This is a genomic window from Kitasatospora sp. NPDC001547, assembly GCF_042894165.1.
Classification (GTDB): Bacteria; Actinomycetota; Actinomycetes; order Streptomycetales; family Streptomycetaceae; genus Kitasatospora.
The window spans coordinates 123085-148732 of sequence record NZ_JBIAVL010000015.1 but is presented as its reverse complement, the minus strand read 5'-3'; the positions used below and the strand labels follow the sequence as shown (position 1 = coordinate 148732).

General features: G+C 73.9%; 19 protein-coding genes and 1 pseudogene. 11 read left to right on the top strand and 9 right to left on the bottom strand.

Going from position 1 to position 25648, the window contains the following annotated elements; genetic code table 11:
* Positions 1 to 65: 65 nt before the first annotated feature.
* Together ACFY0X_RS25925 and ACFY0X_RS25920 are read right to left on the bottom strand one after the other, a co-directional pair.
* Positions 66 to 1076: an MBL fold metallo-hydrolase gene (locus ACFY0X_RS25925; protein WP_387757957.1), complete on the bottom strand. Its 1011-nt coding sequence runs from the start codon at positions 1074 to 1076 to the stop codon at positions 66 to 68.
* A 248-nt stretch (positions 1077 to 1324) separates the two neighbouring features.
* Entirely contained in the window at positions 1325 to 2260 is a 936-nt protein-coding gene (locus ACFY0X_RS25920; RefSeq protein ID WP_387757956.1) for a GNAT family N-acetyltransferase, read from the bottom strand.
* Between the two features lie 292 nt (positions 2261 to 2552).
* Here ACFY0X_RS25920 and ACFY0X_RS25915 point away from each other — a divergent pair.
* From ACFY0X_RS25915 to ACFY0X_RS25900, 4 genes and pseudogenes are all read left to right on the top strand, one after another.
* A pseudogene (locus tag ACFY0X_RS25915) lies at positions 2553 to 3940 on the top strand (DUF692 domain-containing protein).
* 31 nt (positions 3941 to 3971) lie between these two features.
* A complete protein-coding gene (locus ACFY0X_RS25910; protein WP_387757955.1) occupies positions 3972 to 5036 on the top strand; it encodes a TIGR04222 domain-containing membrane protein in 1065 nt (354 codons plus the stop codon).
* Between the two features lie 135 nt (positions 5037 to 5171).
* Positions 5172 to 5954 carry a TIGR04222 domain-containing membrane protein gene (locus ACFY0X_RS25905; protein ID WP_387757954.1) on the top strand — a complete coding sequence of 261 codons (783 nt, stop codon included), beginning with the start codon at positions 5172 to 5174 and terminating at the stop codon, positions 5952 to 5954.
* Positions 5955 to 6023: 69 nt separating this feature from the next.
* Positions 6024 to 6578, top strand: coding sequence for a hypothetical protein (locus ACFY0X_RS25900; RefSeq protein ID WP_387757953.1), 555 nt, complete (start codon positions 6024 to 6026; stop codon positions 6576 to 6578).
* A gap of 83 nt (positions 6579 to 6661) precedes the next feature.
* On the opposite strand, the gene hemQ is transcribed toward ACFY0X_RS25900, so the two are convergent.
* Genes hemQ through ACFY0X_RS25885 form a run of 3 tightly spaced genes read right to left on the bottom strand, consistent with a single transcriptional unit; the run spans position 6662 to position 9439 of the window.
* Positions 6662 to 7387: a hydrogen peroxide-dependent heme synthase gene (gene hemQ / locus ACFY0X_RS25895; protein ID WP_387757951.1), complete on the bottom strand. Its 726-nt coding sequence runs from the start codon at positions 7385 to 7387 to the stop codon at positions 6662 to 6664.
* Entirely contained in the window at positions 7384 to 8814 is a 1431-nt protein-coding gene (gene hemG, locus ACFY0X_RS25890) for a protoporphyrinogen oxidase (protein WP_387757949.1), read from the bottom strand. Before hemG ends, hemQ begins: the two co-directional genes overlap by 4 nt.
* 34 nt (positions 8815 to 8848) lie before the next feature.
* Complete coding sequence (locus ACFY0X_RS25885; RefSeq protein WP_387757948.1) at positions 8849 to 9439, bottom strand: Uma2 family endonuclease; 591 nt, start codon at positions 9437 to 9439, stop codon at positions 8849 to 8851.
* A gap of 55 nt (positions 9440 to 9494) precedes the next feature.
* On the opposite strand from ACFY0X_RS25885, the gene ACFY0X_RS25880 reads away from it, so the two are divergent.
* A complete protein-coding gene (locus ACFY0X_RS25880; protein ID WP_387757946.1) occupies positions 9495 to 9935 on the top strand; it encodes a DUF523 domain-containing protein in 441 nt (146 codons plus the stop codon).
* Positions 9936 to 10018: 83 nt separating this feature from the next.
* Here ACFY0X_RS25880 and hemE read toward each other — a convergent pair whose 3' ends face one another.
* Complete coding sequence (gene hemE, locus ACFY0X_RS25875; RefSeq protein ID WP_387757944.1) at positions 10019 to 11122, bottom strand: uroporphyrinogen decarboxylase; 1104 nt, start codon at positions 11120 to 11122, stop codon at positions 10019 to 10021.
* A 146-nt stretch (positions 11123 to 11268) separates the two neighbouring features.
* On the opposite strand from hemE, the gene ACFY0X_RS25870 reads away from it, so the two are divergent.
* The 5 genes from ACFY0X_RS25870 to ACFY0X_RS25850 all read left to right on the top strand — a co-directional run bounded on the left by ACFY0X_RS25870 (position 11269) and on the right by ACFY0X_RS25850 (position 18083).
* Positions 11269 to 11931, top strand: a complete 663-nt coding sequence (locus ACFY0X_RS25870) for a DUF3000 domain-containing protein (RefSeq protein ID WP_387757943.1) — start codon at positions 11269 to 11271, stop codon at positions 11929 to 11931.
* A 342-nt stretch (positions 11932 to 12273) separates the two neighbouring features.
* Complete coding sequence (locus ACFY0X_RS25865) at positions 12274 to 12999, top strand: LuxR C-terminal-related transcriptional regulator (RefSeq protein ID WP_387757942.1); 726 nt, start codon at positions 12274 to 12276, stop codon at positions 12997 to 12999.
* 187 nt (positions 13000 to 13186) lie between these two features.
* Positions 13187 to 14434, top strand: a complete 1248-nt coding sequence (locus ACFY0X_RS25860; RefSeq protein ID WP_387757940.1) for a ribonuclease D — start codon at positions 13187 to 13189, stop codon at positions 14432 to 14434.
* 281 nt (positions 14435 to 14715) lie between these two features.
* On the top strand, positions 14716 to 15933 hold the full coding sequence (locus ACFY0X_RS25855; RefSeq protein ID WP_387757939.1) for a thiolase family protein: 1218 nt from the start codon (positions 14716 to 14718) through the stop codon (positions 15931 to 15933).
* A gap of 2 nt (positions 15934 to 15935) precedes the next feature.
* Positions 15936 to 18083, top strand: a complete 2148-nt coding sequence (locus tag ACFY0X_RS25850) for a 3-hydroxyacyl-CoA dehydrogenase NAD-binding domain-containing protein (RefSeq protein ID WP_387757937.1) — start codon at positions 15936 to 15938, stop codon at positions 18081 to 18083.
* Positions 18084 to 18258: 175 nt separating this feature from the next.
* Here the strand turns inward: ACFY0X_RS25850 and ACFY0X_RS25845 are convergent, their stop codons facing one another.
* The 3 genes from ACFY0X_RS25845 to ACFY0X_RS25835 form a co-directional block, all read right to left on the bottom strand.
* A complete protein-coding gene (locus ACFY0X_RS25845; protein WP_387757936.1) occupies positions 18259 to 19785 on the bottom strand; it encodes an ArnT family glycosyltransferase in 1527 nt (508 codons plus the stop codon).
* Positions 19786 to 19993: 208 nt separating this feature from the next.
* Complete coding sequence (gene dxs / locus ACFY0X_RS25840) at positions 19994 to 21901, bottom strand: 1-deoxy-D-xylulose-5-phosphate synthase (RefSeq protein ID WP_387757934.1); 1908 nt, start codon at positions 21899 to 21901, stop codon at positions 19994 to 19996.
* A gap of 299 nt (positions 21902 to 22200) precedes the next feature.
* Entirely contained in the window at positions 22201 to 23379 is a 1179-nt protein-coding gene (locus ACFY0X_RS25835) for an ROK family protein (protein ID WP_387757932.1), read from the bottom strand.
* A 471-nt stretch (positions 23380 to 23850) separates the two neighbouring features.
* Here ACFY0X_RS25835 and ACFY0X_RS25830 point away from each other — a divergent pair, with 471 nt between their 5' ends.
* Positions 23851 to 25497, top strand: a complete 1647-nt coding sequence (locus ACFY0X_RS25830) for a PQQ-binding-like beta-propeller repeat protein (protein WP_387757930.1) — start codon at positions 23851 to 23853, stop codon at positions 25495 to 25497.
* Positions 25498 to 25648: the final 151 nt, after the last annotated feature.

Below are 25648 nucleotides of genomic sequence, written 5' to 3'. Positions count from 1 at the left end.
GCGGGTCGGACCGGGCGCTGCGGCCGGGCCCGCCGGGCTGGTGGTGGGGAGGGGCGCGGACCGGGTCAGTTCCGGACGGTGCGCGGGCGCGGGGCGCGGGCGGCGTCCTCGGCCAGCTCCCGGGCCACCAGGGCGACCTGGCCCAGGGCCTCCAGGGCGCCCGGGGCCGCCGAGCCGTCCAGGTGCCGGTACTCGGCCGCGACGGTGAGCACCAGCCGCTCGGGCAGGCCGAGTTCGGGGTGGCGCTGCTCGGCGATCACCCGTCGGGCGGCGTCCAGGGCGGGTATCCCGGCGGCGTGCAGGGTGTGGGCGCGCTCGCGGACGTAGGCGAGGTAGCCGATGTGCTGCCGGACGCCGTCGCGGTCGAGCACCGGGCCGTGGCCGGGCACGAAGGTCTCCGCGCCGGTGGCCAGGGCCTGCTCGCAGGCGCCGATGACGTTCTCCAGCGGTCCGGCCCAGTGCGAGGGGTGGTCGCCGGGCTGCTCGGGCGTCGAGGAGAAGATCACGTCGCCGGTGAACACCGTGCGCTGGTGCGGGAGGTGGACCAGCAGGTCGCCGCCGGTGTGCGCGGCGGGCAGGCTGGTGATCCGCACCGGGTAGCGGCCGACGGTCAGCTCCAGCTCGCCGGTGAAGACGGTGTCGGGGCGCACCGGCTCGGTGCTGGACCAGTCGAACCGCCCGAAGTGCTCCTTCAGGTAGCCGCCGAGCGGCGAGTCCGGGTCGCTGTTGGCGACCAGCGCGTGCTGCTGCTGCGGGGTGGGCTCCCAGTGGATGTGCTCCAGCGCCTCGCGGGTGGCGATCACCTCGGCGTCCGGCAGCACCCCGGCGCCCCACAGGTGGTCCCCGTTGGCGTGGGTGACGACCACCCGGTCGATCCCGACCCCGTCGGGCAGCAGCCGCCGGCTCGCGGCGAGGAACTCCCCGGCCATCGAGGGGTCGTACGGCGTGTCGATCCAGAGCGCGGTGGTCTCCGAGACCAGCAGCCCGCAGTTGGCCAGGCCCCACCCCCGCTTCGGCGGGAGCCACACGTACAGGTCCTCGGCAATCGCGCTCACGTTCGCACGGCTGATCGTCATGTGCGCGATTATCCCCATCCGGTGACAGGAATGGAGCAAAACCATTGCGGTTCAAGCCACTTCACGCCCGGAGCAACCCGGACCGTCCCGATTCGTCCCACCTGGTCTGGACCACATCTGGCCGAAGTGGCTCGGCCCGCCGGCCGCGGGCTGGCACGGGCCGGTCCCTCCCCGGCCGCGGCCCTTCCCCGCCGCGGCTGTCCCCGCCCGCGGCCGGGCACGCCCGCCCGGCCCGCCGGGCCGGCGCGTCAGCCCTCCTGCGCCGACGGCCGCTCCAGCCGCTTGACGCCCTTGCGCTCCCCCGCGCAGCGCTCGTACCCGAGCCAGGCGTTGATCGCCAGCATCGGCCCGTTGGTCGTGTCGTTGCTGGTGTACGCGTACCGGTGGCCCGCCGCCGCGGCGAGCCGCAGCGACTCCAGCTTGGCCAGCTTGGTCAGCCCCCGGCCGCGGAACTCCCGGCGGCAGGCGGTGAACGCCGACCAGTAGCGGCCCTCCCCGTCGGTCTGCGCCATGCTGAACGCGGCCGGCCGACCGTCCACCACGGCCACGACGCTCAGCGCCAGGTCCCGGTCCGGCCGGGACCAGTCGTCGCGCAGCCAGTCCTCGTACTCCAGGGCGTCCATCGGCACCTCGCTGCCGGGCTCGTCCAGGATGGCGTCCGCCTCGACCAGGAACACCGGGTGCGGGTCGGCCGCCCAGTCGGCGGCCGGGCGCAGCTCGACACCGGCCGGCCGTACCGGCGCGGGCGGCAACGGGAGCGCCAGGTCCCGTCCGGCGAAGTGCATGGCGCGCCCGAGCCGGTAGCCCCGGGCGGTGGCGAAGGCCAGCGAGGCGGGCTCGTCGTCCAGCCAGGTGTGCAGTTCGGTCACCCCGTGGCCGGTCAGGTGCCGTTCGGCCGCGGCCAGCAGCGCCGAGGCCGCGCCGCGCCGCCGGAATCCGGGCAGCACGCTGCCGTTGGCGTAGCCGACGCCCGCGGTCGTCGTCCCGAGCACCACCCCGCAGCGCACCGCGCCGACCACCCGGCCGTCCAGCTCGGCGACGAAGGTGCGGAAGTGCTCCTCGGGACTGGGCCGGGCGTTCAGCCAGACCAGGGCCTCGGCGGAGAGCACCAGGTGCTCGCGCCCGGCACGGTGGGCCGCGACCACGGCCTCGGCGTCCCCGGGCTGGAAGTCACGGACCGTCAAGGAAGAAGAAGAGGAAGAAGTCATGGATTCCCACGCTAGCCCCGCCCGCCCGCCCGACGCCTCCGATTTTCCCGCCCGGAAGGGCGCCCCACCTGCGCGGACGACCCGGGCTCGGGACCAAAGTCCCTCACCCCCGGGCCGACATGCTCAAATAATGCTCTGAGAAGACCGGGTGAGGCTTGGCAGCCACCCCGCCCGGGGACATTCTCAGCAGCACGGCCGCGCGGTTCCGGCGACGACGCCCGCACCGGTCGACGGCCCTCCCACCCGGCCCTCAGAAGGGGGCGAACCGATGACTTCCCCTGCCCTGGAACTGCCCGGCTCCGCCGCCGTGCCCGTGAACGGCGCGCCCCGAGCGGCCGCCGGCCGCGAAACGCCGTCCCGACTGGGCGTCGGCCTCGGCTGGCGCGGCGAGATCGACACCGTGGTCGAACGCCAGCCCGGCCTGGACTGGGTCGAGGTGGTCGCCGAGAACATCTGCGCCGACCACCTGCCCGACTCCCTGACCGTGCTGCGCGAACGCGGCGTCACCGTCGTCCCGCACGGCGTCGGCCTCGGCCTCGGCGGCGCCGACCTGCCCGACCCCGGCCGCCTCGACCGGCTCGCCGGGGCCGCGCTGGCGCTCGGCTCCCCGCTGGTCACCGAGCACCTGGCGTTCGTCCGGGCCGGCGGCCTGGAGGCGGGCCACCTGCTGCCCGTCCCCCGCACCCGGGACTCGCTGCGGGTGATCGCCGAGAACGTCCGGATCGCCCAGGACCACCTTCCGGTGCCGCTCGCCCTGGAGAACGTCGCCGCCCAGCTCGCCTGGCCGGACGACGAGTTCACCGAGGGCCAGTTCCTCGCCGAGCTGGTCGAGCGCACCGGTGTCCGGCTGCTGATCGACGTCGCCAACCTGCACACCAACCGGGTCAACCTCGGCATCGACCCGGCCGCCGAGCTCGACCGCCTGCCGCTGGAGGCGCTCGCCTACGTCCACGTCGCGGGTGGCACCCTGGTCGACGGCGTCTGGCACGACACCCACGCCCACCCCGTCACCGAACCGGTGCTGGAGGTGCTGGCCGAACTCTGCGCGCGGGTCGCCCCGCCCGGGGTGCTGCTGGAGCGGGACGCCAACTTCCCGCCGCCCAGCGAGCTGGCCGGTGAACTGGACGCCGTCCGCCGGGTGCTGGAGGGGAGCACCCCGCGATGAGCGACCTGACGACACCGGCACGGCGGGACGCCGACCGGGCCCCCGCCGCCGAGCAGGACACCGCCGCCGCCCGGCGGCGCCTGGCCCGGCGCCAGGAGGAGCTGCTGGCCGCCCTGGTGGCCGGCGGGCCCGTCCCGCCCGGCTTCGACGAGCGCCAGGTCCGCGCCCAGTCCACCGGCCTGGCCGCCAAGCGGCGGGACACCACCGCCAAGGTGGCCCCGGACCTGCCCCGCCTGCTCGGGGCGCGGTACGGGCCGCTCTTCCTCGGCTACGCCCGCTCCCACCCGCAGACCGGCGGCTACCGCGCCGACGCCCGGGCCTTCGCGCAGTGGGCGCTCACCGACGGCGGCCCGCTCGCCGCCGACCACCGCCGGGCCCTGGAGCAGTGGCTCCGCCCGGCACCGGCACGACCGCCGGGCCCGCTCGCGCGCCTGCGCCGGGCCCTGCGCCGGCAGCCGGCCACCGGCGGCCACGGCGCCATCGCACCCTGACCAACCGTCACCATCCCGGGGGAAACCGCCCATGTGGCACAACGACTACTTCATCGTCCCGGCCGCCCTGCTGGTGGCCGCCGCCCTGTACGCCGCCCAGACCCGGCAGCGCATCGGCCGGGTCCGGTACGCCAAGGGCCTGCCCGGCCGCGGCCTGCCGCTGCTCGACACCGCGTTCCTGTCCGGCGGGCCCGGGCGGGTGGTCGACACGGCCCTGGTCCGGATGCACCTGGCCGAGCAGGTCGTGATCAGCCGCTCCGGCCTGGTCACGCTCACCGGCGGCAAGCCGTACGACGCCGTCGACCAGGCCGTCCAGGACGCCGTCGGCCCGACCGGGAGCCGCCAACTCGGCCCGCTGCGGCGCATGGTGATGCGCTCCGCCGCCGTCCAGGAGATCGGCGACCGGCTCGCCGACCGCGGCCTGCTGCGCCGCCCCGAGCGGCTGCGGCGGGCCCGCACCGCCCGCCGGCTGCTCTGGCTCGCGATGCTCGTCGTGGTGGCCTCGGCCGCGGCCGCCCTGCTGCTCGACGACGGCGCCGCCGGCCACGAGCGCCCGAACCTCTGGGTTCCGGGCCTCCTGCTGGCCGGGGGCTTCGTCTCGCTGCTCGCCACCCCGCCGGTCAAGGGCCGGATCACCCCGGCCGGGCGGCGCCAGCTCTCCCTGATGCAGGGCCGCCCGTGGACGCCCAACTCCGGGATGCCGCCCCGGCTGGCCGGCGGCGCGCTGCTGGGCGCGCTCGCGCTCGGCGGCCTGGCCGCCGCCGGGTTGGAGAACCCGGAGCTGGAGGCCGCGATGCTGGCCGCGTCGGCCGAGGAGGAGGCCGTACGGCAGGCGGTCACCGCGAACGCCTCCGCGTCGTCCTCGTCGTCGTCCTCGTCGTCGGGCTCCTCGTGCTCCTCCGCCTCCTGGTGCGGCTCCTCCGACTCCGGCTCCTCCCACTCCGGCTGCGGGTCGTCCAGCGGCGGGTCGTCCTCGTCGAGCTGTGGCTCCTCGTCCTCCTCCAGCTGCGGGTCCGGCTCCTCCAGCTCCTCCAGCTGCGGCTCCTCGTCCTCCTCGAGCTGCGGTTCCAGCTGCGGCGGCGGCTGCGGCTCCTGAGGCCCGCCGGGCCGGCCGGAGGCGCTCGGCGGCCCGGTTCCGCGCACCTCCGACGCCACCGCCGGACGTCACAGTTCGGTATCGCGGACCGGGAAGGCGTTCCGCGCGCCGTCGACGCAGGCATACAACAAGCCCATGTGGTTGCTGTTCCTCATACCGGCCTGTGTCGCGGCGGTCCTGTCCTGCCTCCGACTGGTCCGGATGACCGCCACCGCCGACGCCCTCACCGACCAGAGCGGTCTGCGGCCCCCCGAAGCCGTCGGCATCGGCCTCTACGAGACCGCCTACCTGGCCGGCGGCCCGGACCGGGTGGTCGAACTCGCCCTCGTCCTGATGGCCGGCCGCGGCCGGCTCCACCTGGCGCACACCGGGTGGACCACCGTGGTCGACCCCAAGGGCCGCAGCCGCCTGGAGCGGGCGGTCATCGCCACCGTCGGCTCCGAGGGCCAGTGCCGGACCGACGAGCTGCGCCGGGCGATGGCCGAGCACCCCACCGTGCTGGAGATCGGCGCCCGGCTCGCACTGGCGGGCCTGGCCACCCCGGCCCTGGTGCAGCGCAACACCGTGGTGGTGATCCGGCAGGTCCGGCACGCACTGCTGCTGGGGCTGGTCCTGCTGGCCGCCTCGCTGGCCCTCGGCGGCCTCACCGGCGGTGACACCCTCGCCCCGCTCGCCTGGTTCTCACTGCCGCTGGTGCTCACCTCGGGCACCCTGCTGATGGCCCGGGTCGACGTCTACCCGTACACCCGCTGGGCCTCCCCGATCGGCCAGGAGGTGCTGCGCGAGGTCCGCCCGGCCCGCCAGCGCGGCCTGGCCGACGACGAGGAGCGCGAACTGCTCACCGCCGTCGCCATGAACGGCCCGGCCGTCCTGCCCGACGCCCGGCTCCGCGCCGCCCTGCGCCCGCACCGGACCTGAGCCCGCACGCAGGAGCCGTCCCGCGAAAGGCGGCTGCGCCACCCCGCCGACCAGGGCAGACTTCCGCCCATGGACCAGGGTGACCACGACGTGCTCGACCGCGCCCGCGCCGAGGGGCGGCTCGTCCGGCTGCGCCGCGCCATCCCCGGCGCGGACCGGCTGGAGGGCTTCGTCCTCGGCACCGGCCCGGTCTGGACCCTGCTCGCCGTCTGCACCGACCACCGTCTCGACGGCTGGACCGCCGTCCGCACCGCCGACCTGCGCACGGTCCGCGACCGCGGCGGCCCGGAGGGCCTGACCGTACGGGCGCTGCGCCGCCGCGGCCTGTGGCCGGCCCACCCGCCCGGCGCCGACCTGCCGCTGGACGACCTGCCTGGCCTGCTCACCGCCGCCTGCGCCGAATACGGCCTGATCGCCCTGCACACCGAGCACCGCGACCCCGACGTCTGCCGGGTCGGTACGGTCACCGCGCTGCGCCCCGCCTCGCTGCGGCTGCACGAGGTCGACCCCGAGGCGCGCTGGCACCCGGAGCCGACGAAGGTCCGCTTCGCCGACGTCACCCGGGTCGACCTCGGCGACTACTACACCGCCGTGCTGCGCGAGTTCGCCGGGCCGCGCCCGTAGGGCCCTGTCCGACAGCGGCCCCGGGGAACGCCGGAGGCCGGCTCCCCACCAGGGGAACCGGCCTCCGGGAACCGCGGGTCCGCTCAGACCAGGCCGTTCAGCAGCTCGCCGACCGGCTTGCGGCGGCCGGTGAAGAACGGCACCTCCTCGCGGACGTGCAGCCGGGCCCGCGACGGGCGCAGGTCGCGCATCAGGTCGACGATCCGGTGCAGCTCGTCCGCCTCGAAGGCGAGCAGCCACTCGTAGTCGCCGAGCGCGAACGAGGCCACCGTGTTGGCCCGCACGTCCGGGTAGCCGCGCGCCATCATGCCGTGCTCGGCGAGCATCGCGCGCCGCTCCTCGTCCGGCAGCAGGTACCACTCGTAGGAGCGGACGAACGGGTACACGCAGACGTAGTCGCGCGGGCGCTCGTCGGCCAGGAAGGCCGGGATGTGCGACTTGTTGAACTCGGCCGGGCGGTGCAGCGCCATGTTCGACCAGACCGGCTCCAGCAGCCGGCCCAGGCCGGTGCGGCGGAAGCGGTTGTACGCCTCCTGGAGGTCGTCCGAGTCGGCGGCGTGCCACCAGACCAGGATGTCGGCGTCCGCGCGCAGACCGGAGACGTCGTACGTGCCGCGCACGGTCACGTCCTTGGCGTCCAGCTGGGCGAACAGCTCGTCCACCTCGGCGGCCAGCGCGGTGCGGTCCTCGGGCAGGGCGCCCTTGAGCTTGAACACCGACCACATGGTGTAGCGGATGACCTGGTTCAGGTCGCGCGCCTTCTTCTTCTCGGGCCGCTGCTCCGGCTCCCGCTCAACGCTCTCAGTCATGCGCCCATTGTCCTCTCCGTGGAACCTTCCCCGGTCGCCGGGGTCAACAGTCTGTCGACGGCCGCGGCGGCGGCCGCCGCCGAACCGATGCACGCCGGGATGCCCACCCCGTCGTACGCGGCGCCGCACAGCGCCAGCGCGCCCACCCGTCCGGCCGCCGCCCGCACCCGGGCCACCCGGTCCAGGTGCCCCACCGGGTACTGCGGCAGACCGGCCGAGAAGCGGGAGACGAAGGTGTCGTACGGCCTGGCGGTCAGCCCGACCGCCTCCTCCAGGTCCGCCAGCGAGCGGGCCACCAGCTCCTCGTCCGCCAGCCCCAGCGCCTCCTCCTCGCGGTACCGGCCCAGCGAGGTGCGCAGCAGGAACGCGTCCGGCGCGGAACGCTCCAGCCAGCCCCACTTGTTGGAGGAGAACGTCGAGGCCTTGATCCGCCGCCCGTCCACCGGCGGCACCAGGAAGCCGCTGCCGCTCGGGAGTTCGGCCAGGTCGGCGCGGCGGAAGGCGAGGGTCACCAGGGCCATGCCCGCGTACTCGACGGCGTCCAGCTCGGCGGCGGCCGCCGGGGCGTCCTCGCGCAGCAGCCGGGCCGCGGCGGGGGCCGGGACGGCCAGCACCACGGCGTCCGCGTGCAGCACCTCGCCGCCGGTCACCACCCGCCAGCCGCCGGGGGTGCGGCGCAGCTCGTCCACCGGGGCGTCGGTGCGCACGTCCACCCCCGCCTCGACGCAGGCCGCGGCCACCGCGCCGGGCAGGGTGCCGAGGCCGCCGCGCACGCCCTGGAACACCGGGGTGCCGACCACCTTCGGCCGCGAGGCCAGCTCGTGCACCCCCTCGACCAGCGAGCCGCCGCCGCGCGCGATCGACAGCAGCTGCGGGACGGCGGCACGCAGCGAGATCTCGTCGGCGCGGCCGGCGTAGACGCCGCCGAGCAGCGGCTCGACCAGCCGGTCCACCACCTCCTGGCCCAGCCGGTCGGCGACGTAGCGGCCGATCGCGACGTCGTCGCCGACCTCGGTGGCCTGCTCGTGCCGGGCCCGCTCCAGTCCTTCGTCGGTCAGCACCCCGGAGGCGGCCAGCGCCGCCAGGTCACCGGGGACGCCCATCACCTGCCCGCCGGGCAGCGGCCGCAGCGCGCCGCGGGTCCAGATCGCGGCCTTCGCGGTGGTCGGCGGCTCCAGCGCCTCGCCGAGCCCGACCGCCCGCGCCAGCTCCACCGCCTCGGGCCGCCGGGCCAGCACCGACTCGGCCCCGAGGTCCACCCGGACCCCGCCGACCTCACCGCCCCACAGCTTCCCGCCGACCCGCGCGGACGCCTCCAGCACCGTCACCCGCGCCCGCGCCGGCCCCCCGGCCGCCCCACTCAGGAAGGCGGCCGCAGCCAGCCCCGCGATCCCACCACCGACGACGACGACCTGTGCATCCGACATGCTCCGCAGTCTCGCAGGTCCTTACGCCGAACCCTCAATCCCCCGCACGCCTGCCGCCCGGCACCAGCCCGTCCAGATCGATCGTGAGCGGGAACGGCACCAGGCGTTCGAGCTTGCCGCGGAAGATCCCGGCCGGGGCGTAGGAGGAGGTCACCGTCTCCAGCTCGAAGGCGTGCACGACCGGCAGGCCCTCTTCCTCCTCCACGATCCAGTAGTGCGGGATCCCGGCCTCGGCGTACTTGCGGACCTTGACCGTACGGTCGCGGTGTGCGGACTCCGGCGAGACGACCTCGACGGCGAGCACCACGTCGGCCACGTCGAACCACGTACGGTTCGCGTCGTAGTCCGCCGAAGCAACCACCACGTCCGGCTCCGGCCGGTTCCATCGGTCGAGCTTGACCGTCATCTGGTCCTCGACCATCATCCCGTCCGGCAGCAACGACTCCAGAGCAGCGGTCAGATTTCGCACGACCCGGCCGTGAAACGAACGCTGCGGCGACATCATGAAGACCAGGGCTCCGTCGATCAGTTCGGTGTGCCGCGGTGCCTGCGGCAGGTGGTCGAGGTCGTCGGCAAACCAGCCCTCGTCTCTGGGCGCGTACATCCAGTCCGGCAGCTCGCTCATAGTGCCAAGATAGCGAGTTCGAGACCGCCGCGAGGTTCCACTTAATCTGTGTGCTGTGGAACCGATCGTGGTGAGCGCGTGTCTGGCCGGGATTCCCTGCCGGTACGACGGGCGGGCGAAGACCTCCGACGGCGCCGTGCGGCTGGTCGGGCAGGGGCGGGCCGTGGTGGTGTGCCCGGAGGGGGCGGGCGGGCTGCCGACGCCGCGGCCGCCGGCGGAGATCGTGGGCGGGGACGGCGCGGACGTGCTGGACGGGCGGGCCCGGGTGGTGGACGCCACCGGCACCGACTGCACCGAGGAGTTCCTGGCCGGCGCCCGGGCGGCGCTGGCCGCCGCCGAGGAGGCGGGGGCGCGGCGGGCAGTGCTGATGGCGCGCAGCCCGTCCTGCGGCTGCGGGCAGGTCTACGACGGGACGTTCACCGGGCAGCTGCGCCCCGGCGACGGGGTGACGGCGGCGCTGCTGCGCCGGGCCGGGATCGACGTCGCGGCCGGATAGGGCCTGCCGTCGTCCCGCGGAGGCGGGTCCGAGGGCAGGCCGGGTGGCGGGCCCCCGGCTCCCGGGGGCCCGCCACCGGGAGGTCAGCGCGCGCTGGCCTCGTGGACGAAGGCGACCAGGCGGCTGAGCGCGTCCGGGTCCATGGACGGCAGCACGCCGTGGCCGAGGTTGAAGATGTGGCCGCTGGTGCCGAGCGCCTGGGCGGCGTGCAGCACCTCGCGGGCCTTGGTCTCCACGACCTTGGTGGGCGCGAACAGCACCGCCGGGTCGAGGTTGCCCTGCAGGCCCTTGCCCGGGCCGACCCGCTCGGCGGCGACGTTGAGCGGCACCCGCCAGTCGACGCCGACGATGTCCGCGCCGGCCGCGCCCATCAGGCCGAGCAGCTCGCCGGTGCCGACGCCGAAGTGGATCCGCGGCACGCCGTAGCCGGCGACGGCGTCGAAGACCTTGGTGCTGGCCGGCATCACCGAGCGGCGGTAGTCGTCCGGTGCGAGCGCGCCGACCCAGGAGTCGAACAGCTGGACCGCCGAGGCGCCGGCCTCGATCTGCACCTTGAGGAAGGCCGAGGTGATGTCCGCGAGCCGGTCCACCAGGGCGGCCCACAGCTCGGGCTGGCCGTACATCATGGCCTTGGTGTTCTCGTGGTTCTTGGACGGGCCGCCCTCGACCAGGTAGCTGGCCAGCGTGTAGGGCGCCCCGGCGAAGCCGATCAGCGGGGTCTCGCCGAGCTCGTCCACCAGCAGGCCGACGGCCTCGGTGATGTAGGGGACGTCGTCCGGCTCCAGCGGGCGCAGCCGCTTCAGGTCCTCGGCGGTGCGGATCGGGTCGGCGATCACCGGGCCGATGCCGGGCTTGATGTCGACGTCGATGCCGACGGCCTTGAGCGGCACCACGATGTCGCTGAAGAAGATCGCCGCGTCCACCTTGTGCCGGCGCACCGGCTGCAGGGTGATCTCCTTGACCAGCTCGGGCCGCATGCAGGACTCCAGCATGGGGATGCCCTCGCGGACCTTCAGGTACTCGGGCAGCGAGCGGCCGGCCTGGCGCATGAACCACACCGGGGTGTGCGGCACGGGCTCGTGCCGGCAGGCGCGCAGGAACGCGGAGTCGTACGCGGCGCCGCGGCGCGCGGGGGTGGTCGGGCCGTCGTGGGTGGCCGCCGTCGTGTCTGCCGTAGTCTCGCTCACGCGTCAAATCTTCGCACGCGTGCCGGGCCCGGTTTCCCGGCCGGTCTCGTCGGTTCCTCCAAGATCTGTCCGGGTTTGCCGTTCCGGCACGCCGCTGGGAGAGAAGTTGCGGCGATAACCCCGCGCTTCGACCTAGTCTTCGGGGCATGGCAGCGGTCGGAGGGCACCCCGCGCAGGGTGGCGGAGCAGGTGGCGGAGCGGGTCGCGAGGGGGCGCCGAGCGAGTTCCGGGCGGCCGTGGCGGCCCTGGACGGGGCGCGGCTGCGGCCCGAGGTGCAGCTCTCCCCCGCGCCGGCCCCGCGCCGGCCGGCCCCGTACTCGTTCGCGGTGACCGCCTCGGTCGAGGTGGACGGCGAGGAGCTGGCGGACGGCCGGCTGGTGCTGCTGTACGACCCGGCCGGACAGGAGGCCTGGAACGGGGAGTTCCGGGTGGTCACGATGACCAGGGCGGAGCTGGAGCCGGAGATGGCCGGCGACCCGATGCTCTCGGAGGTCGGCTGGGCCTGGCTGCTGGACGCCCTGCAGGCGCACGGCGCCGGGTACGCGGAGCCGTCCGGCACGGTGACCCTGGCCGCCTCCCAGTACTTCGGCGGTCTGGCGGACCGCCCGTCCTCGACCGAGATCGAGATCCGGGCATCCTGGACCCCGGCCGACGGCCGCTTCGAGCGGCACCTGGCGGCCTGGGCGGACCTGCTGTGCATCAGCGCCGGACTGCCGCCGGCCGCCCCGGCCCCGCAGGGGCCCGCCGAGGTTCCTTCACTCGGTGGAGTGGTCCCGATGCCGGCCCGGCGACGCCCCCGGTCGCACTGACGGGTGGCGTGCGGTCCGGACGGCGCCCGGACGGCCGGACGCCACCCCCAGGGCTGACGGGACGCCCCCGGGGCTGACGGAGTGTGACTTCGGACCCCGCTCTGCGTCAATTCATCGGTCGATACTGACCAATCGGCACCAAATCTGATCGATTTTGTACGAATACCGGGCATGTCGCATCAATCATTTGCGCGATTTGTCCGTATTGTTACTCACTAGATCGTGATCTTTCGCTAAAGCCGGGCGCGGTTGCTGCCGAAGCAGACTGTGACCCTTTCCGAACGCGGAACACTCCGACCGCCCCCATCGGGGTTCCGTCCGCCACTCCCCGCAGGAGGCCTGGTGTCGGTCCTTCTTGAGCACCCCGCAAACGTGGTCGCCTACCGGCCGACCAAGCCCACCGCCATGGTGGTCATCGCCGATCCCCGCGTCCGAAACACCGTCACCCGCCACCTGTGGGCACTCGGTGTCCGGGACGTGATCGAGGTGTCCTCGATCGCCGAGGCCCGCCCCCGGGTCTCCACCCCTCGTGACATCTGTGTCGCCGACGTCCACCTCCCGGACGGCTCCGGGCTGACCATCCTCGCCGAGACCCGCGCCGCGGGCTGGCCCAACGGCCTGGCGCTGTCCGCCGCCGACGACATCGGCGCGGTCCGCAGCGCGCTGGCCGGCGGCGTCAAGGGATACGTGGTGACCGGCACCCGGACGAACGTCGCGATGACGGGCCGCCCGGGCCTGCCGCTCGGCGCCGCCGGGCTGGCCGGCCGGATGCGCCGCCCCGGGATGCCGGGCATGCCGGGCGCGGCCGGTGCTCCGGGCGCGCCCGGAGCCCCCGGAGCCCCCGGAGCGCCGGGCGCACAACAGGCCGCCTACCGCGAACTCTCCGGCCGCGAGGTCGAGGTGCTGCGACTGGTCGCCGAAGGGCAGTCCAACAAGGCGATCGGCGTGGCGATGGGCCTGTCGGCACTCACCGTCAAGAGCCACCTCGCCCGGATCGCCCGCAAGCTGGGCACCGGCGACCGCGCCGGCATGGTCGCGGTCGCGCTGCGCACCGGCATCATCCACTGAGCCGGACGCTCCGGACCGCTGCGGCGGCCGAGGAGGAACGTTTCCTCCTCGGCCGCCGCAGCGCTGTCCCCGGCGCCCGCGACACGCGGGCCGCACCGCCGGGACGGGCGGGCGTGCCCCCGGCCGGGTGGCAGTCTGACCAGTCCGACAACACTCCCGGCCGCGAGGACCGTCGTACCCTTGGGGGGTGACCGACGCCGTAGCAGCCATCCCAGAAGAAGCAGCCCCGGTCCCGCTCCTCGAGCCGAGGGAGGGGATCCCGCCCGTGGTGGCGGACGAGCAGGCGCTGGCCGATGTCGTCGCGGCCTTCGCCGCGGGCACCGGACCGGTGGCCGTCGACGCCGAACGGGCCTCCGGCTACCGCTACGGGCAGCGCGCCTACCTCATCCAGTTGCGCCGCGCGGGTTCCGGCTCCGCCCTGATCGACCCGATCGCCTGCCCGGACCTCAGCGCCCTCGGCAAGGCCGTCGAGGACGCCGAATGGGTGGTCCACGCGGCCTCCCAGGACCTGCCCTGCCTGGCCGAGGTCGGCATGAGACCCCGGCGGCTGTTCGACACCGAGCTGGCCGGGCGGATCGCCGGCTTCGCCCGGGTCGGCCTCGGGCCGATGACCGAGAACGTGCTCGGCCTGAGCCTGGCCAAGGAGCACTCCGCGGTCGACTGGTCCACCCGCCCGCTTCCCGAGCCGTGGCTGCGCTACGCCGCTCTGGACGTCGAGGTGCTGGTCGAGCTGCGCGACGCACTCGAACAGGAGCTGGACGCCCAGGGCAAGCTCGGCTGGGCGCTGGAGGAGTTCGCCGCGATCGCCGCCGCGCCCCGCCCGGCCCCGCGCACCGACCCGTGGCGCCGCACCTCGCAGCTGCACAAGATCCGCCGCCGCCGTCAGCTGGCCGTGGTGCGCGAGCTGTGGCTCGTCCGCGACCGGATGGCGCAGGACCGCGACGTCTCCCCCGGCCGGGTGCTCGCGGACGCCGCGATCGTCAACGCCGCGCTGGCCATGCCGCTGAACATCGCCGCCCTGCAGGCCGTCCAGGGCTTCGGCCCGCGGGTGCACCGGCGCCAGCTGGAGCAGTGGCTGGCGGCCGTGCAGCGCGCCCGGGAGATCCCGGAGAACCTGCTGCCGCCGGCCGCCGCGCCGCACGACGGACCGCCGCCGCCGCGGGCCTGGGCCGAGAAGGACCCGGTGGCCGCCGCCCGGCTGTCCGGCGCGCGCAGCGCGATCAGCGAGCTGGCCGAGCGGTACCACCTGCCGGCCGAGAACCTGATCACCCCGGACCTGGTCCGGCGGGTCTCCTGGCAGCCGCCGGCCGACCCGGGCCCGGAGGGCGTGGCCGCCGCGCTGCGCGGGCTCGGCGCCCGGCAGTGGCAGGTGGACCTGGTGGCGCCGGCGGTGGCCGCCGCGTTCGCCGCGGCCGCGGCCGCGACCCAGGACTGACCACCCGGGTCCGGCGCGGGGCCGCCGCGGTCCGGGCCGACCCGGCAGCAGCACGAAGGGGATGTCGTCCGTACGGGCGACATCCCCTTCGTCGTCCCCGCGAACGGCACTGCTGGTGGGACGGGGCGGGAACGTGTCCGGGGACACATGGTCGGATCCCTCCGAGGGGCCTGGGCAGGTTGGTTACCGGCGGGTAGCATGGCCGTGATGCGGCGCCGCTCGGGTCTTCGACGGCGGCAGCCCGCCCACCTCAAATGTTGGTCCCTGGGAGGAGAGCCCCCGTGCCTCGTACCGCGAGGGACGTCGTCTTCGTCGATGGCGTCCGCACCCCGTTCGGCAAGGCCGGCCCGAAGGGCATCTACCACGAGACGCGCGCCGACGACCTGGTCGTCAAGTGCATCCGGGAGCTCGTGCGCCGTAACCCGAACCTGCCCGTCGAGCGAATCGACGAGGTCGCCGTCGCGGCCACCACGCAGATCGGCGACCAGGGTCTGACCATCGGGCGCACCGCCGCCCTGCTGTCCGGCCTGCCGAAGTCCGTCCCCGGCTACGCGATCGACCGCATGTGCGCCGGCGCGCTGACCGCCGTGACCACCACCGCCGGCGGCATCGCCTTCGGCGCGTACGACGTGGTCGTGGCCGGCGGCGTCGAGCACATGGGCCGCCACCCGATGGGCGAGGGCGTCGACCCGAACCCGCGCTTCGTCTCCGAGAAGCTGGTCGACGAGTCCGCCCTGTTCATGGGCATGACCGCGGAGAACCTGCACGACCGCTTCCCGCACCTGACCAAGGAGCGCTGCGACGCCTACGCCGTGCGCTCGCAGGAGAAGGCCGCCAAGGCGTACGCCAACGGCGACATCCAGCCGGACCTGGTGCCGATCTCGATCCGCAACACCAACCCCGAGGTCGGCGAGACCGGCTGGGGCCTGGCCACCGTGGACGAGCCGCTGCGCCCGGGCACCACGATGGAGAGCCTGGCGGGCCTCAAGACCCCGTTCCGCCCGCACGGCAACATCACCGCGGGCAACTCGGCCGGTCTGAACGACGGTGCCACCGCCTCGCTGCTGGCCGCCGAGGACGTCGCCGAGGAGCTCGGCCTCCCGGTCAAGATGCGCCTGGTCTCCTTCGCCTTCGCGGGCGTCGAGCCCGAGGTCATGGGCATCGGCCCGGTGCCGGCCACCGAGAAGGCGCTGGCCAAGGCCGGTCTGACCATCGACGACATCGGCGCGTTCGAGGTCAACGAGGCCTTCGCCGTCCAGGTCCTGGCCTTCCTCGACCACTACGGCATCGCGGACGACGACGAGCGGGTCAACCCGTACGGCGGCGCGATCGCCTTCGGCCACCCGCTGGCCTCCTCCGGCGTGCGCCTGATGAACCAGCTGGCCCGCCGCTTCGAGCAGCGCCCGGACGTCCGCTACGGCCTCACCACGATGTGCATCGGCTTCGGCATGGGCGGCACCATCATCTGGGAGAACCCCCACTTCGAGGGTGGTAAGTGACGATGAGCAACACCACTGAGCTGCTCCAGCGCGGCGCCGAGCTGTTCCCGGGCGAGGTCGTCACGACCGCGCACGTCCGCCACCTGGACCTGCCGCTGCAGGCCGGCAGGCTGGCGCTGATCACCCTGGACAACGGCTTCGACCACACCAAGCCGACCACCTTCGGCCCGGGCTCGCTGCTCAAGCTGGACGAGGCGCTGGACCAGGTCGAGGCCGAGGCCGCCGAGGGCAGGATCGTCGGTGCGGCGATCACCGGCAAGCCGTTCATCTTCGCGGTCGGCGCCGACCTCAAGGGCGTCGAGGTGCTCCAGCAGCACGCGGACGCGCTGGCCATCGGCAAGGGCGGCCACGAGGTCTTCAAGCGGATCGCCGCGCTGCCCGTCCCCACCTTCGCCTTCTACAACGGCGCGGCGATGGGCGGCGGCGTCGAGGTCGGCCTGCACTGCGACTACCGCACGGTGTCGGCGGGCGTCCCGGCGTTCTCGCTGCCCGAGGTCTTCCTCGGCCTCGTCCCCGGCTGGGGCGGCTGCACCATCCTGCCGAACCTGATCGGTGCCGGTAAGGCCGTCAAGGTCATCGTCGAGAACTCGATGAACCAGAACAAGCAGCTCAAGGGCAAGGACGTGTTCGAGCTGGGGATCGCCGACGCGATCTTCGAGCCGGCCGACTTCCTGGAGCAGTCGCTGCTGTGGGCCGCCAAGGTCCTCAAGGGCGACCACGTCGTCGAGCGCGAGGCGATCGACCGCGGCAAGGCCTGGGACGACGCCGTCCTCTGGGGCCGCATGGTCGCCGACGGCAAGGTGCACGGCGCCGCCCCGGCCGCCTACAAGGCGCTGGACATCATCGCCGCCGCCAAGGACTTCGACCTCGCGGACAAGGCCGGCCTGCAGGCCGGCTTCGACGCCGAGGACGCGGCCCTGGCCGACCTCATCATGAGCGGCGAGCTGCGCAGCGGCATCTACGCCTTCAACCTGGTGCAGCGCCGGGCCAAGCGCCCGGTCGGCGCGCCGGACAAGTCGCTGGCCCGCCCGGTCACCAAGGTCGGCGTCGTCGGCGCCGGTCTGATGGCCTCCCAGCTGGCGCTGCTGTTCGCCCGCCGTCTGGAGGTGCCGGTGGTCCTCACCGACATCGACCAGGAGCGCGTCGACAAGGGCGTCGGCTACGTCCACGCCGAGATCGACAAGCTGCTCGGCAAGGGCCGGATCGGCAAGGACAAGGCCAACCGCCTCAAGGGCCTGGTCTCCGGCTCGCTGGACAAGGCCGCCGCCTTCGGCGACGCGGACTTCGTCATCGAGGCCGTGTTCGAGGAGATGGGCGTCAAGCAGGCCGTCTTCGCGGACCTGGAGGACGTCGTCTCGCCGACCTGTGTGCTGGCGACCAACACCTCCTCGCTGTCGGTCACCGAGATGGCCTCGAAGCTGAAGCACCCCGAGCGGGTCGTCGGCTTCCACTTCTTCAACCCGGTCGCGATCCTGCCGCTGCTGGAGATCGTCCGCGGCGACTCGACCGACGACGCCTCGCTGGCCACCGCCTTCGCGGTGTCCAAGAAGCTGAAGAAGACCTCGGTCCTCTGCAAGGACCGCCCGGCGTTCGTGGTGAACCGGATCCTGACCCGCTTCATGGGCGAGATCCAGAGCATCATCGACGAGGGCACCCCGATCGCCGACGTCGAGAAGGCCGTCGAGCCGCTCGGCCTGCCGATGTCCCCGATCGTGCTGCTGGAGCTGGTCGGCCCGGCCATCGCCCTGCACGTCTCGGAGACCCTGCACGGCGCCTTCCCGGAGCGGTTCACCGTCTCGGAGAACCTCGCCAAGGTGGTCAAGGCCGGCAAGCGCGGCTTCTACACCTGGACGGACGGCCAGCAGGTCCTCGACCCCGAGGTGCTGGAGCTGCTGACCTTCGGCGACTCGGTGCTCACCGAGGAGCAGGTCCGCGCCCGCGCCCTGGACGCCGTCGCGCAGGAGATCGGCCTGATGCTGGAGGAGGGTGTCGTCGCCGAGGCGCAGGACATCGACCTCTGCATGATCACCGGTGCCGGCTGGCCCTTCCACCTGGGCGGGATCACCCCGTACCTGGACCGTGAGGGCGTCTCGGAGCGGGTGAACGGCAAGCGCTTCCTCGCCCCCGGCGTGGCCTCGGTGCCCGCGTAAGGCACACCCGGCCCGTACACGGGAGAGCCCCGGTGACCGCATGGTCGCCGGGGCTCTCCCGTGTGTACGGAGCTGCCGCCCGGGTGCCCTGTGTACGAGCCGGATGTCCGTGTACGGAGCCGCCGAGCGGCGGGCGTGTACGGAGTGGTCGCCCGGCCGGCCGCGGACCGAGGTCTCAGTGCTTGAGGCGGTAGACCACGGTGTCGGCGAAGACGCCGACCATCTCGTAGTGGGTGTCCAGCAGGTTCTCGATCCGCGGGACCATCACCGGCTGGTACGGGGCGATGCCGGAGTCGTCGACCACGACCTCGGGCAGGCCGTTGGCCAGCTCCTTGTCGAAGGTCTGCCAGGCGTTGGCGACGCTGAACTGCTCGCCGACGTTCTGGTTGCCGTCCTTGCCGCCGCTGTAGTTGGTGAGGAAGCCGGCCGTCAGGTAGCGGGTGGCGGGCTTGCGGTCGGCCAGCCAGTACAGCTCGGGGTGCATCCCCCAGACCAGCAGGGTGTCCTTGGGGGTGGTCTGGGCGGCGATGGCGGTGGCGACCTCGGTGGTGCGGTTGAGCCGCTCCCCCGGCCAGGCCAGCGCCAGGCCCCAGAACACCGTCGCGGCGGCCGTGGTGTACACCAGGACGGGCTTCCAGCGGACCGCCGAGGTGGCGACCGCCCCGGTGCCCAGCAGCACCAGCGGCGGCATCAGCTGGAGGTAGTAGTGGCCGAAGAAGTGGAAGCCCACGCTGACCGCGACGACCGAGGAGAGCAGCCAGACCCACAGGTCGGTGGTCGAGCCGTGCTCCTCGCCGGCCACCGGCAGCGGGCGGTGGCGGCGCTTGAGCCAGAGCCGGCGCCCGACCGGGAGCAGGAAGCCCAGGCCGGCCCCGGCCAGGATGGCCGAGTTGCCGAGCGCCCGGCCGACCATCTGGAGCCAGGCGCCGCCGAAGGAGGCGTAGTCGCCGCTGCCGGTGACGACCCAGAAGAGGAAGCCCTTGGGCTTGGTGAGGATCACCGCGACCAGCGCTATCGGCAGGATGAAGCCGAACCCGATCTTGAACAGCGCGGGCGGCCAGCGCACCCCGCGCCGGCGGGTGTCCTGGAACAGCATCCAGAGCACCGGCAGCAGCACCGCGCCGCCGGTCTGCTTGGTCAGTGAGCACAGCGCGACCGCGATGCCCGCGGCCAGCCAGCGGCGCCGTTCGGCGTACCGGAAGGCGGCCACCATCGCGGGCAGCATGAAGACCTCGAAGGTCGCCGCCTGGGTGTCCTCCGGGGAGAGCCCGATGGAGACCAGCAGGTAGAGCAGCCCGGCCCCGGCGCCGGCCCGGTTGCCCCAGCGGCCGCGGGCGATCGAGGCCAGCAGGATCGCGGTGACCAGGTGGGCCACCACCGCCAGGGTGCGCAGCGGCCAGAGCGAGGCGGAGCCGAAGACCGCGAAGCAGGCCTGGTAGAGCCAGGGCAGCAGCGGCGGCTTGCGGTCCACCACGGTGTCGTACAGCACTCCGCCGTCCGCCAGCATCCGGGCCTGGGTGGCCAGGAAGCCCTCGTCCGGGCTCCAGACGGGCCGGGCGAAGGAGGGGATGTGGGTGAGCAGCGCGACCAGCGCGAGCACCGGCACCAGCCTGGTCCAGTACCCGGTGAGCACACGGGTGCGGACGCGCTCGGGCAGGCGCTCGGCCAGTCCGGTGAGGCGGAGGCGGGTGGGGGTCGGCACGGGTGACAACCTACCGGGCGGGATCGGCGCCGGTGGCGCCGGTCCCGCCTTTCAGTGCGATTGTCAGCTTGTTTCGTGACGAACTGTTACGAAGTTACGACGAACAGTCGGCGGCGGAACGGGTGACCGGTCCGACACGAACGGACCGCCGGTCCCTTCGGCGTGCCCGGTGCGGGCCTTCCACCGGCGCTTTCGCCCGCCGTGTCCGTCAGGCCTCGACCGGCGCCGCGTCCAGCTTGGCGACCAGGGTCTCCACCTTCCGGGCGATGTCCGGCCCGTTCAGGCCGATCTCGGCCAGGATCTCGGCCCGGCTGGCGTGGTCCAGGAACTCCTGCGGGATTCCGAAGTCGCGCACCGGCAGGTCCACGTCCGCGTCCCGCAGCGCCTGCGCCACGGCCGCGCCGACGCCGCCCACCCGGCCGTTGTCCTCGATCGTGACGACCACCCGGTGCTCGGCGGCCAGGCCCGGCAGGGCCGGGTCCACCGGCTTGACCCAGCGCGGGTCCACCACGGTGGCGGTGATGCCCTGGGCGGCCAGCAGGTCGGCGACCTCCAGGCTGGTGGGGGCCATCGCGCCGACCGAGACGATCAGCACGTCGGCGCGGTGGGCGCCGGAGGGCTCCTCGGCGGCGCGCAGCACGTCCATGCCGCCGATCCGGCCGACCGCGGGGACGGCCGGGCCGACCGTGCCCTTGGAGTAGCGGACCACGGTCGGGGCGTCCTCGACCTCGACGGCCTCGCGCAGCAGCGCGCGGACCTGCTCGGCGTCGCGCGGGGCGGCCAGCCGCAGGGTCGGGATGATCTGCAGCATCGACATGTCCCACATGCCGTTGTGCGAGGCGCCGTCGTCGCCGGTGACCCCGGCCCGGTCCAGCACGAAGGTGACGCCCAGCTTGTGCAGGGCGACGTCCATCAGGACCTGGTCGAAGGCCCGGTTCAGGAACGTCGCGTAGACCGCGAAGACCGGGTGCAGGCCGTTGGTGGCCAGGCCGGCGGCGCTGGTGACGGCGTGCTGCTCGGCGATGCCGACGTCGAAGATGCGGTCCGGGAAGGCCTCGGCGAACGGGGCCAGGCCGACCGGGTGGAGCATGGCGGCGGTGATGCCGACGATGTCCTCGCGCTCGTGGCCGAGCGCGACCATCTCCTCGGCGAAGACCGAGGTCCAGCTCCTCCCGCCGCCGCTCTGGATCGGCAGGCCGGTCTCCGGGTGGATCTTGCCGACCGCGTGGAAGCGGTCCTCGTCGTTGTTCTCGGCGGCGTGGTAGCCGCGGCCCTTCTCGGTGAGGCAGTGCACGATCACCGGGCCGCCGAAGCCGCGCGCCTTGGTCAGCGCGGACTCCAGGGCGGTCAGGTCGTGGCCGTCGATCGGGCCGATGTACTTGAGGCCGAGGTCCTCGAACATGCCCTGCGGGGCGATGAAGTCCTTGAGGCCCTTCTTGGCGCCGTGCAGCGTCTCGAACAGCTGCTGGCCGACCACCGGGGTGCGCTGCAGCGCCTCCTTGCCCCAGGACAGGAAGCGCTCGTAGCCCTGGGTGGTGCGCAGGGTGGCGAGGTGGTTGGCCAGGCCGCCGATGGTCGGCGAGTACGAGCGCTCGTTGTCGTTGACGACGATGACGAGCGGGCGGTCCTTGGCGTCGGCGATGTTGTTGAGCGCCTCCCAGGCCATGCCGCCGGTGAGCGCGCCGTCGCCGATCACCGCGACGACCGGGTCGCTCTTGCCCAGCAGCTGGTTGGCCTTGGCCAGGCCGTCGGCGTACGAGAGCACCGTGGAGGCGTGCGAGTTCTCGATCACGTCGTGCTCGGACTCGGCGCGGGACGGGTAGCCGGACAGGCCGCCCTTCATCCGCAGCCGGGAGAAGTCCTGGCGGCCGGTGAGCAGCTTGTGGACGTAGCTCTGGTGGCCGGTGTCGAAGAGGATGCGGTCGCGCGGCGAGTCGAAGACCCGGTGCAGCGCGATGGTGAGTTCGACCACGCCGAGGTTGGGGCCGAGGTGTCCGCCCGTCTTGGAGACCTCGGTCACCAGGAAGGTCCGGATCTCCTGGGCCAGTGCGGCCAGCTGTCCGGGCGTGAGCCGGTCGAGATCGCGCGGTCCCCGAATGCGGGTCAGCAGGGCCACCCGTTCCTCCTCGTTCAGTGTTCGCGGACCACGGACGGTCCGACGGGCGTCGCTGCCCGGTCCGGCGGCAGGCCGACGGTCCCGGCCGGTGCCGACCGGTCGAGTCTAATGTCCGCCTGCCGGACACCGAGCGGCGCGCCCGGTGCCACGGTTCGGTTACCGCCATTCCGGGAGGTCGGGCCGGGGCGGCGGGTCACCCCGGATTGACGGACGGACGTTCGGGCTCGCTCATCCGGTCGGCGCGGCTGTTCGAGCGCGACCCCGGGCGGCCGCCTCGGCCGGCCGCGCCGCCGCCGGCCTCAGGCGCGGCCCAGCGCGCCGGACTCCCCCATCTCGCTCATCACCAGGGCCAGCGCGCCGAGCACCTCGGCCCGGCCGCCGAGGGTGCCGGGCACGACCGAGAGCTGCCGGGCGGCGCTCGGGATCGCGTAGCGGGCCACCGAGTCCCGGATCGGGGAGAGCACCAGCTCACCGGCCTCGGCGAGGTCCCCGCCGAGGATCACCCGGCGGGGGTTGAGCAGGTTGCACAGGGTCGCGACGCCGGTGCCGATCTGCCGGCCCGCGTCGGCGATCACCCGCCGGCAGCCGAGGTCGCCCTGGTGGGCCAGCTCGACCACCCGGGGCAGGCTGAGGTCCGGGCCGAGGGTGGAGACGAGCAGCGAGAGCAGGTAGCGGGAGCCGACGAAGGTCTCCAGGCAGCCGCGGTTGCCGCAGCGGCAGACCGGCCCGGCCTCGTCCAGGGTGATGTGCCCGATCTCACCCGCGGTGCCGCCCGGGCCGCGGTAGATCTGGCCGTTCACCACCAGCCCGGCGCCGACGCCGCTGGCGACCTTGATGTAGGCGAGGTCGCTCAGCCCGCGGCCCGCGCCCCAGACCAGCTCGCCGAGCGCGCCCAGGTTGGCGTCGTTGTCCACGTGCACCGGCATGCCGAGCCGCTCGGCCAGCTCCCGGCCCGGGGCGATGCCCGTCCAGCCGGGCAGGATCGCGGTGGAGCCGAGCGCGCCCGTCTCCACGTCGATCGGGCCGGGCACGCCGAGGCCGACGCCGATCACCTTGTCGGGGCGGAACCCGGCCTGCGCCAGCAGCCGCTCCACCATCGCCTCGGCGCGGTCGAAGCCCTGCTGGGCGGAGACGTCGACGTCGATCGGGGCGCTCTCCTCGGCCAGCACCCGGTGGGCCAGGTTGCCGACCGCGACGCGCAGGTGGGTGTGGCCGAAGTCGATGCCGACCACGATGCCGGCGTCCCCGCTGAGCGAGACGCTGCGGGCGCGGCGGCCGCCGGAGGAGGTGTCGGCGACCACGACGGTGCCGCTCTCCTTCAACTCCCGCACGATGTTGGAGACGGTGGCCGCGGACAGGCCGGTGCCGCGGGCGATCTCGGCCTGGGTCAGCGAGCCGGCCATCCGCACCGCGCGGAGCACCCGTTCCAGGTTCGCCCGGTGCAGCGAGGACTGCGAGCCCGGTGTGTCCGTCGACATGATCCACCCTCCCAGGGCGGGGACCCCTCCGCCGGGCGTCCCCTTCAACTCCTGAAGGGTACGGCCCGGGGGGCCGGACGGGGGCCCCGGTGGGAGCCGGCGGGCGCCCGGGGAGCGCGGACGGCGGGGCACCGGCGCACGCCGTGGCGCGGGGCGCGGGCGTGGCGGCCCGGTGATCGGAGGGTGAAGGTGTTGCACGGCCTGGACCTGCGAGGACGGGGATCCGCGGTCCTGGCGGCGGCGCAAATCTGCACACCACTACCATGGTGCCCAATTCTCACCCGTCCCATCGGAGCCGTGGACGGCACCGGCAGGGGGACGCTTCCAGACATGACGGGGAATCAGATGGCAGGGGATCACCCTACGCCGGGGGCAGGCGAAACGCCCGGCAACGGTCCGCAGGACAACCGGGGCGTCTCGTTCGGGCGCCCGCCGGGCGGTGGTGTCGATCCGGCCGCCGTCGCGGACCAGATGACGCAGCTCGACGGCGCGGCCGTTCCGGGCCCGGCCGCACCCGCGGGCCCGCCGCCCGCCCAGCCGCCGGCACCGCCCGCGCAGCCGCCCGTCGGCAGCCCGGAGTACGCGGCGTACGCGCCGACCGCGACCGGGTTCCCCACCCAGGCCCCGCCGCCGCCCGGCGCCGCGCCGGTCGGCCCGTACGACCCGGTCCCCGGCGCCCCGTACGGCGCGCCGGACGCCGGGCAGGGCTACAACGCCGGCGGCTACAACTACCAGCAGCAGCCCGGGTACGGCTACCCGGTCGCGCCCGTCGCGCCCAAGCAGCGCAACCCCGTGATGCTGTGGGGCGGGATCATCGGCGGCGTGCTGGCGATCTCGATCGTGATCGCCCTGGTCGTCCTGCTCAAGGACCCCGATCCCAAGCCCGACCCGGGCCCGGGCCCGGTCGCCACCGGCGGCACCGACAACGGCGGGACCACCGGCGGCCCCGGCCCCGGCACCAAGGGCGGCACCTTCACCGTCGCCTGGAGCGCACCCAAGCCGGCCACCTCGGACAGCTCCAGCCAGCTGCTCGGCGTCTGGGGCACCGACAAGCTCGCCGTGCGCGCCGACAGCTCCGGCATCAAGGCCTACAACCTGACCGACGGCAAGGAGGCCTGGACCATCCCCGTCCCGGCCGGCAGCAAGGAGATGTGCACCGCCTCGTACGGCGCCAACTCCAAGGGCATCGCCGCCGTCTCCTTCAACACCGGCGACAGCGACTGCTCCACCGTCGGCGCCGTCGACCTGGCGCAGGGCAAGCTGCTCTGGAGCGTCAAGGTCTCGGCCGACCGGATGTCCTCGCCGACCCTCAGCGTCACCGAGAACGTGGTCGCCGTCGGCGGCAACATGGTCGGCGCCCTGAGCATCGCCAACGGCCAGCCGGCCTGGCAGTACCAGCCCCGTGACAAGGACTGCATCCTGCGCGCCAAGGCGGCCGGCACCCAGATCGCGGTCAGCGACCGCTGCTACGGCACCAGCGGCCCGAAGTCGCAGCTGGTGATCGTCAACGCCGAGACCGGCAAGCCGGCCAGCACCCCGATCACCCTCACCGGCAGCATCGAGGAGGTCGACTCGGTCGTCCAGGACAAGCCGCTGGTGCTGCTGATGTCCAACGGTCCGCAGGGCGACTACGTCCTGCCGTTCGACAAGGACAACAAGCCGGGCAACCAGATGTCCGTCAAGGAGCCCGGTTCGGACAGCCTGCGGCTCTCCGGCCAGGACGAGGCCGTCACCCGCAACGTGGTCAGCGGCACCACGCTGTACGTCCAGGTCAGCGGCAGCAAGGCGGGCATCAACGCCTACGACCTGAACACCGGCAAGCGGCTGTGGGCGGCCAACTCCGGTTCGGCCAGCAACGACATGCGCCTGGTGGCCGGGACCGACAAGGAGGGCAAGGTCCGCGCCGTCGTCGACCAGGGCTACAACAAGCCGGCCCGCCTGGTGACGCTCTCGCCGACCGACGGCTCGCTGACCGACCTCGGCACCATGGCCATGCCGAGCAGCATGAGCATCGGCAGCAGCAGCACCGAGTACCTGATCTCGGACGACGGCGCCGCGGTCTACGCGTTCCGCCGCTACAGCGCCAGCGACGGTCCGCTGACCAAGTGGAAGAAGTGACGCCGGGGGCGTGCAGCCCCCGTCGTGGACCGACACGGTGAACCACCCGGGCGGGGTGGGCCGGGGCTGATCGCCCGGGCCCGCCCCGCCCGTGATTTTCCGGCCGCCCGGTCCGTTGGACGTGCGAGGATTCGGACCATCAGTCTGACAA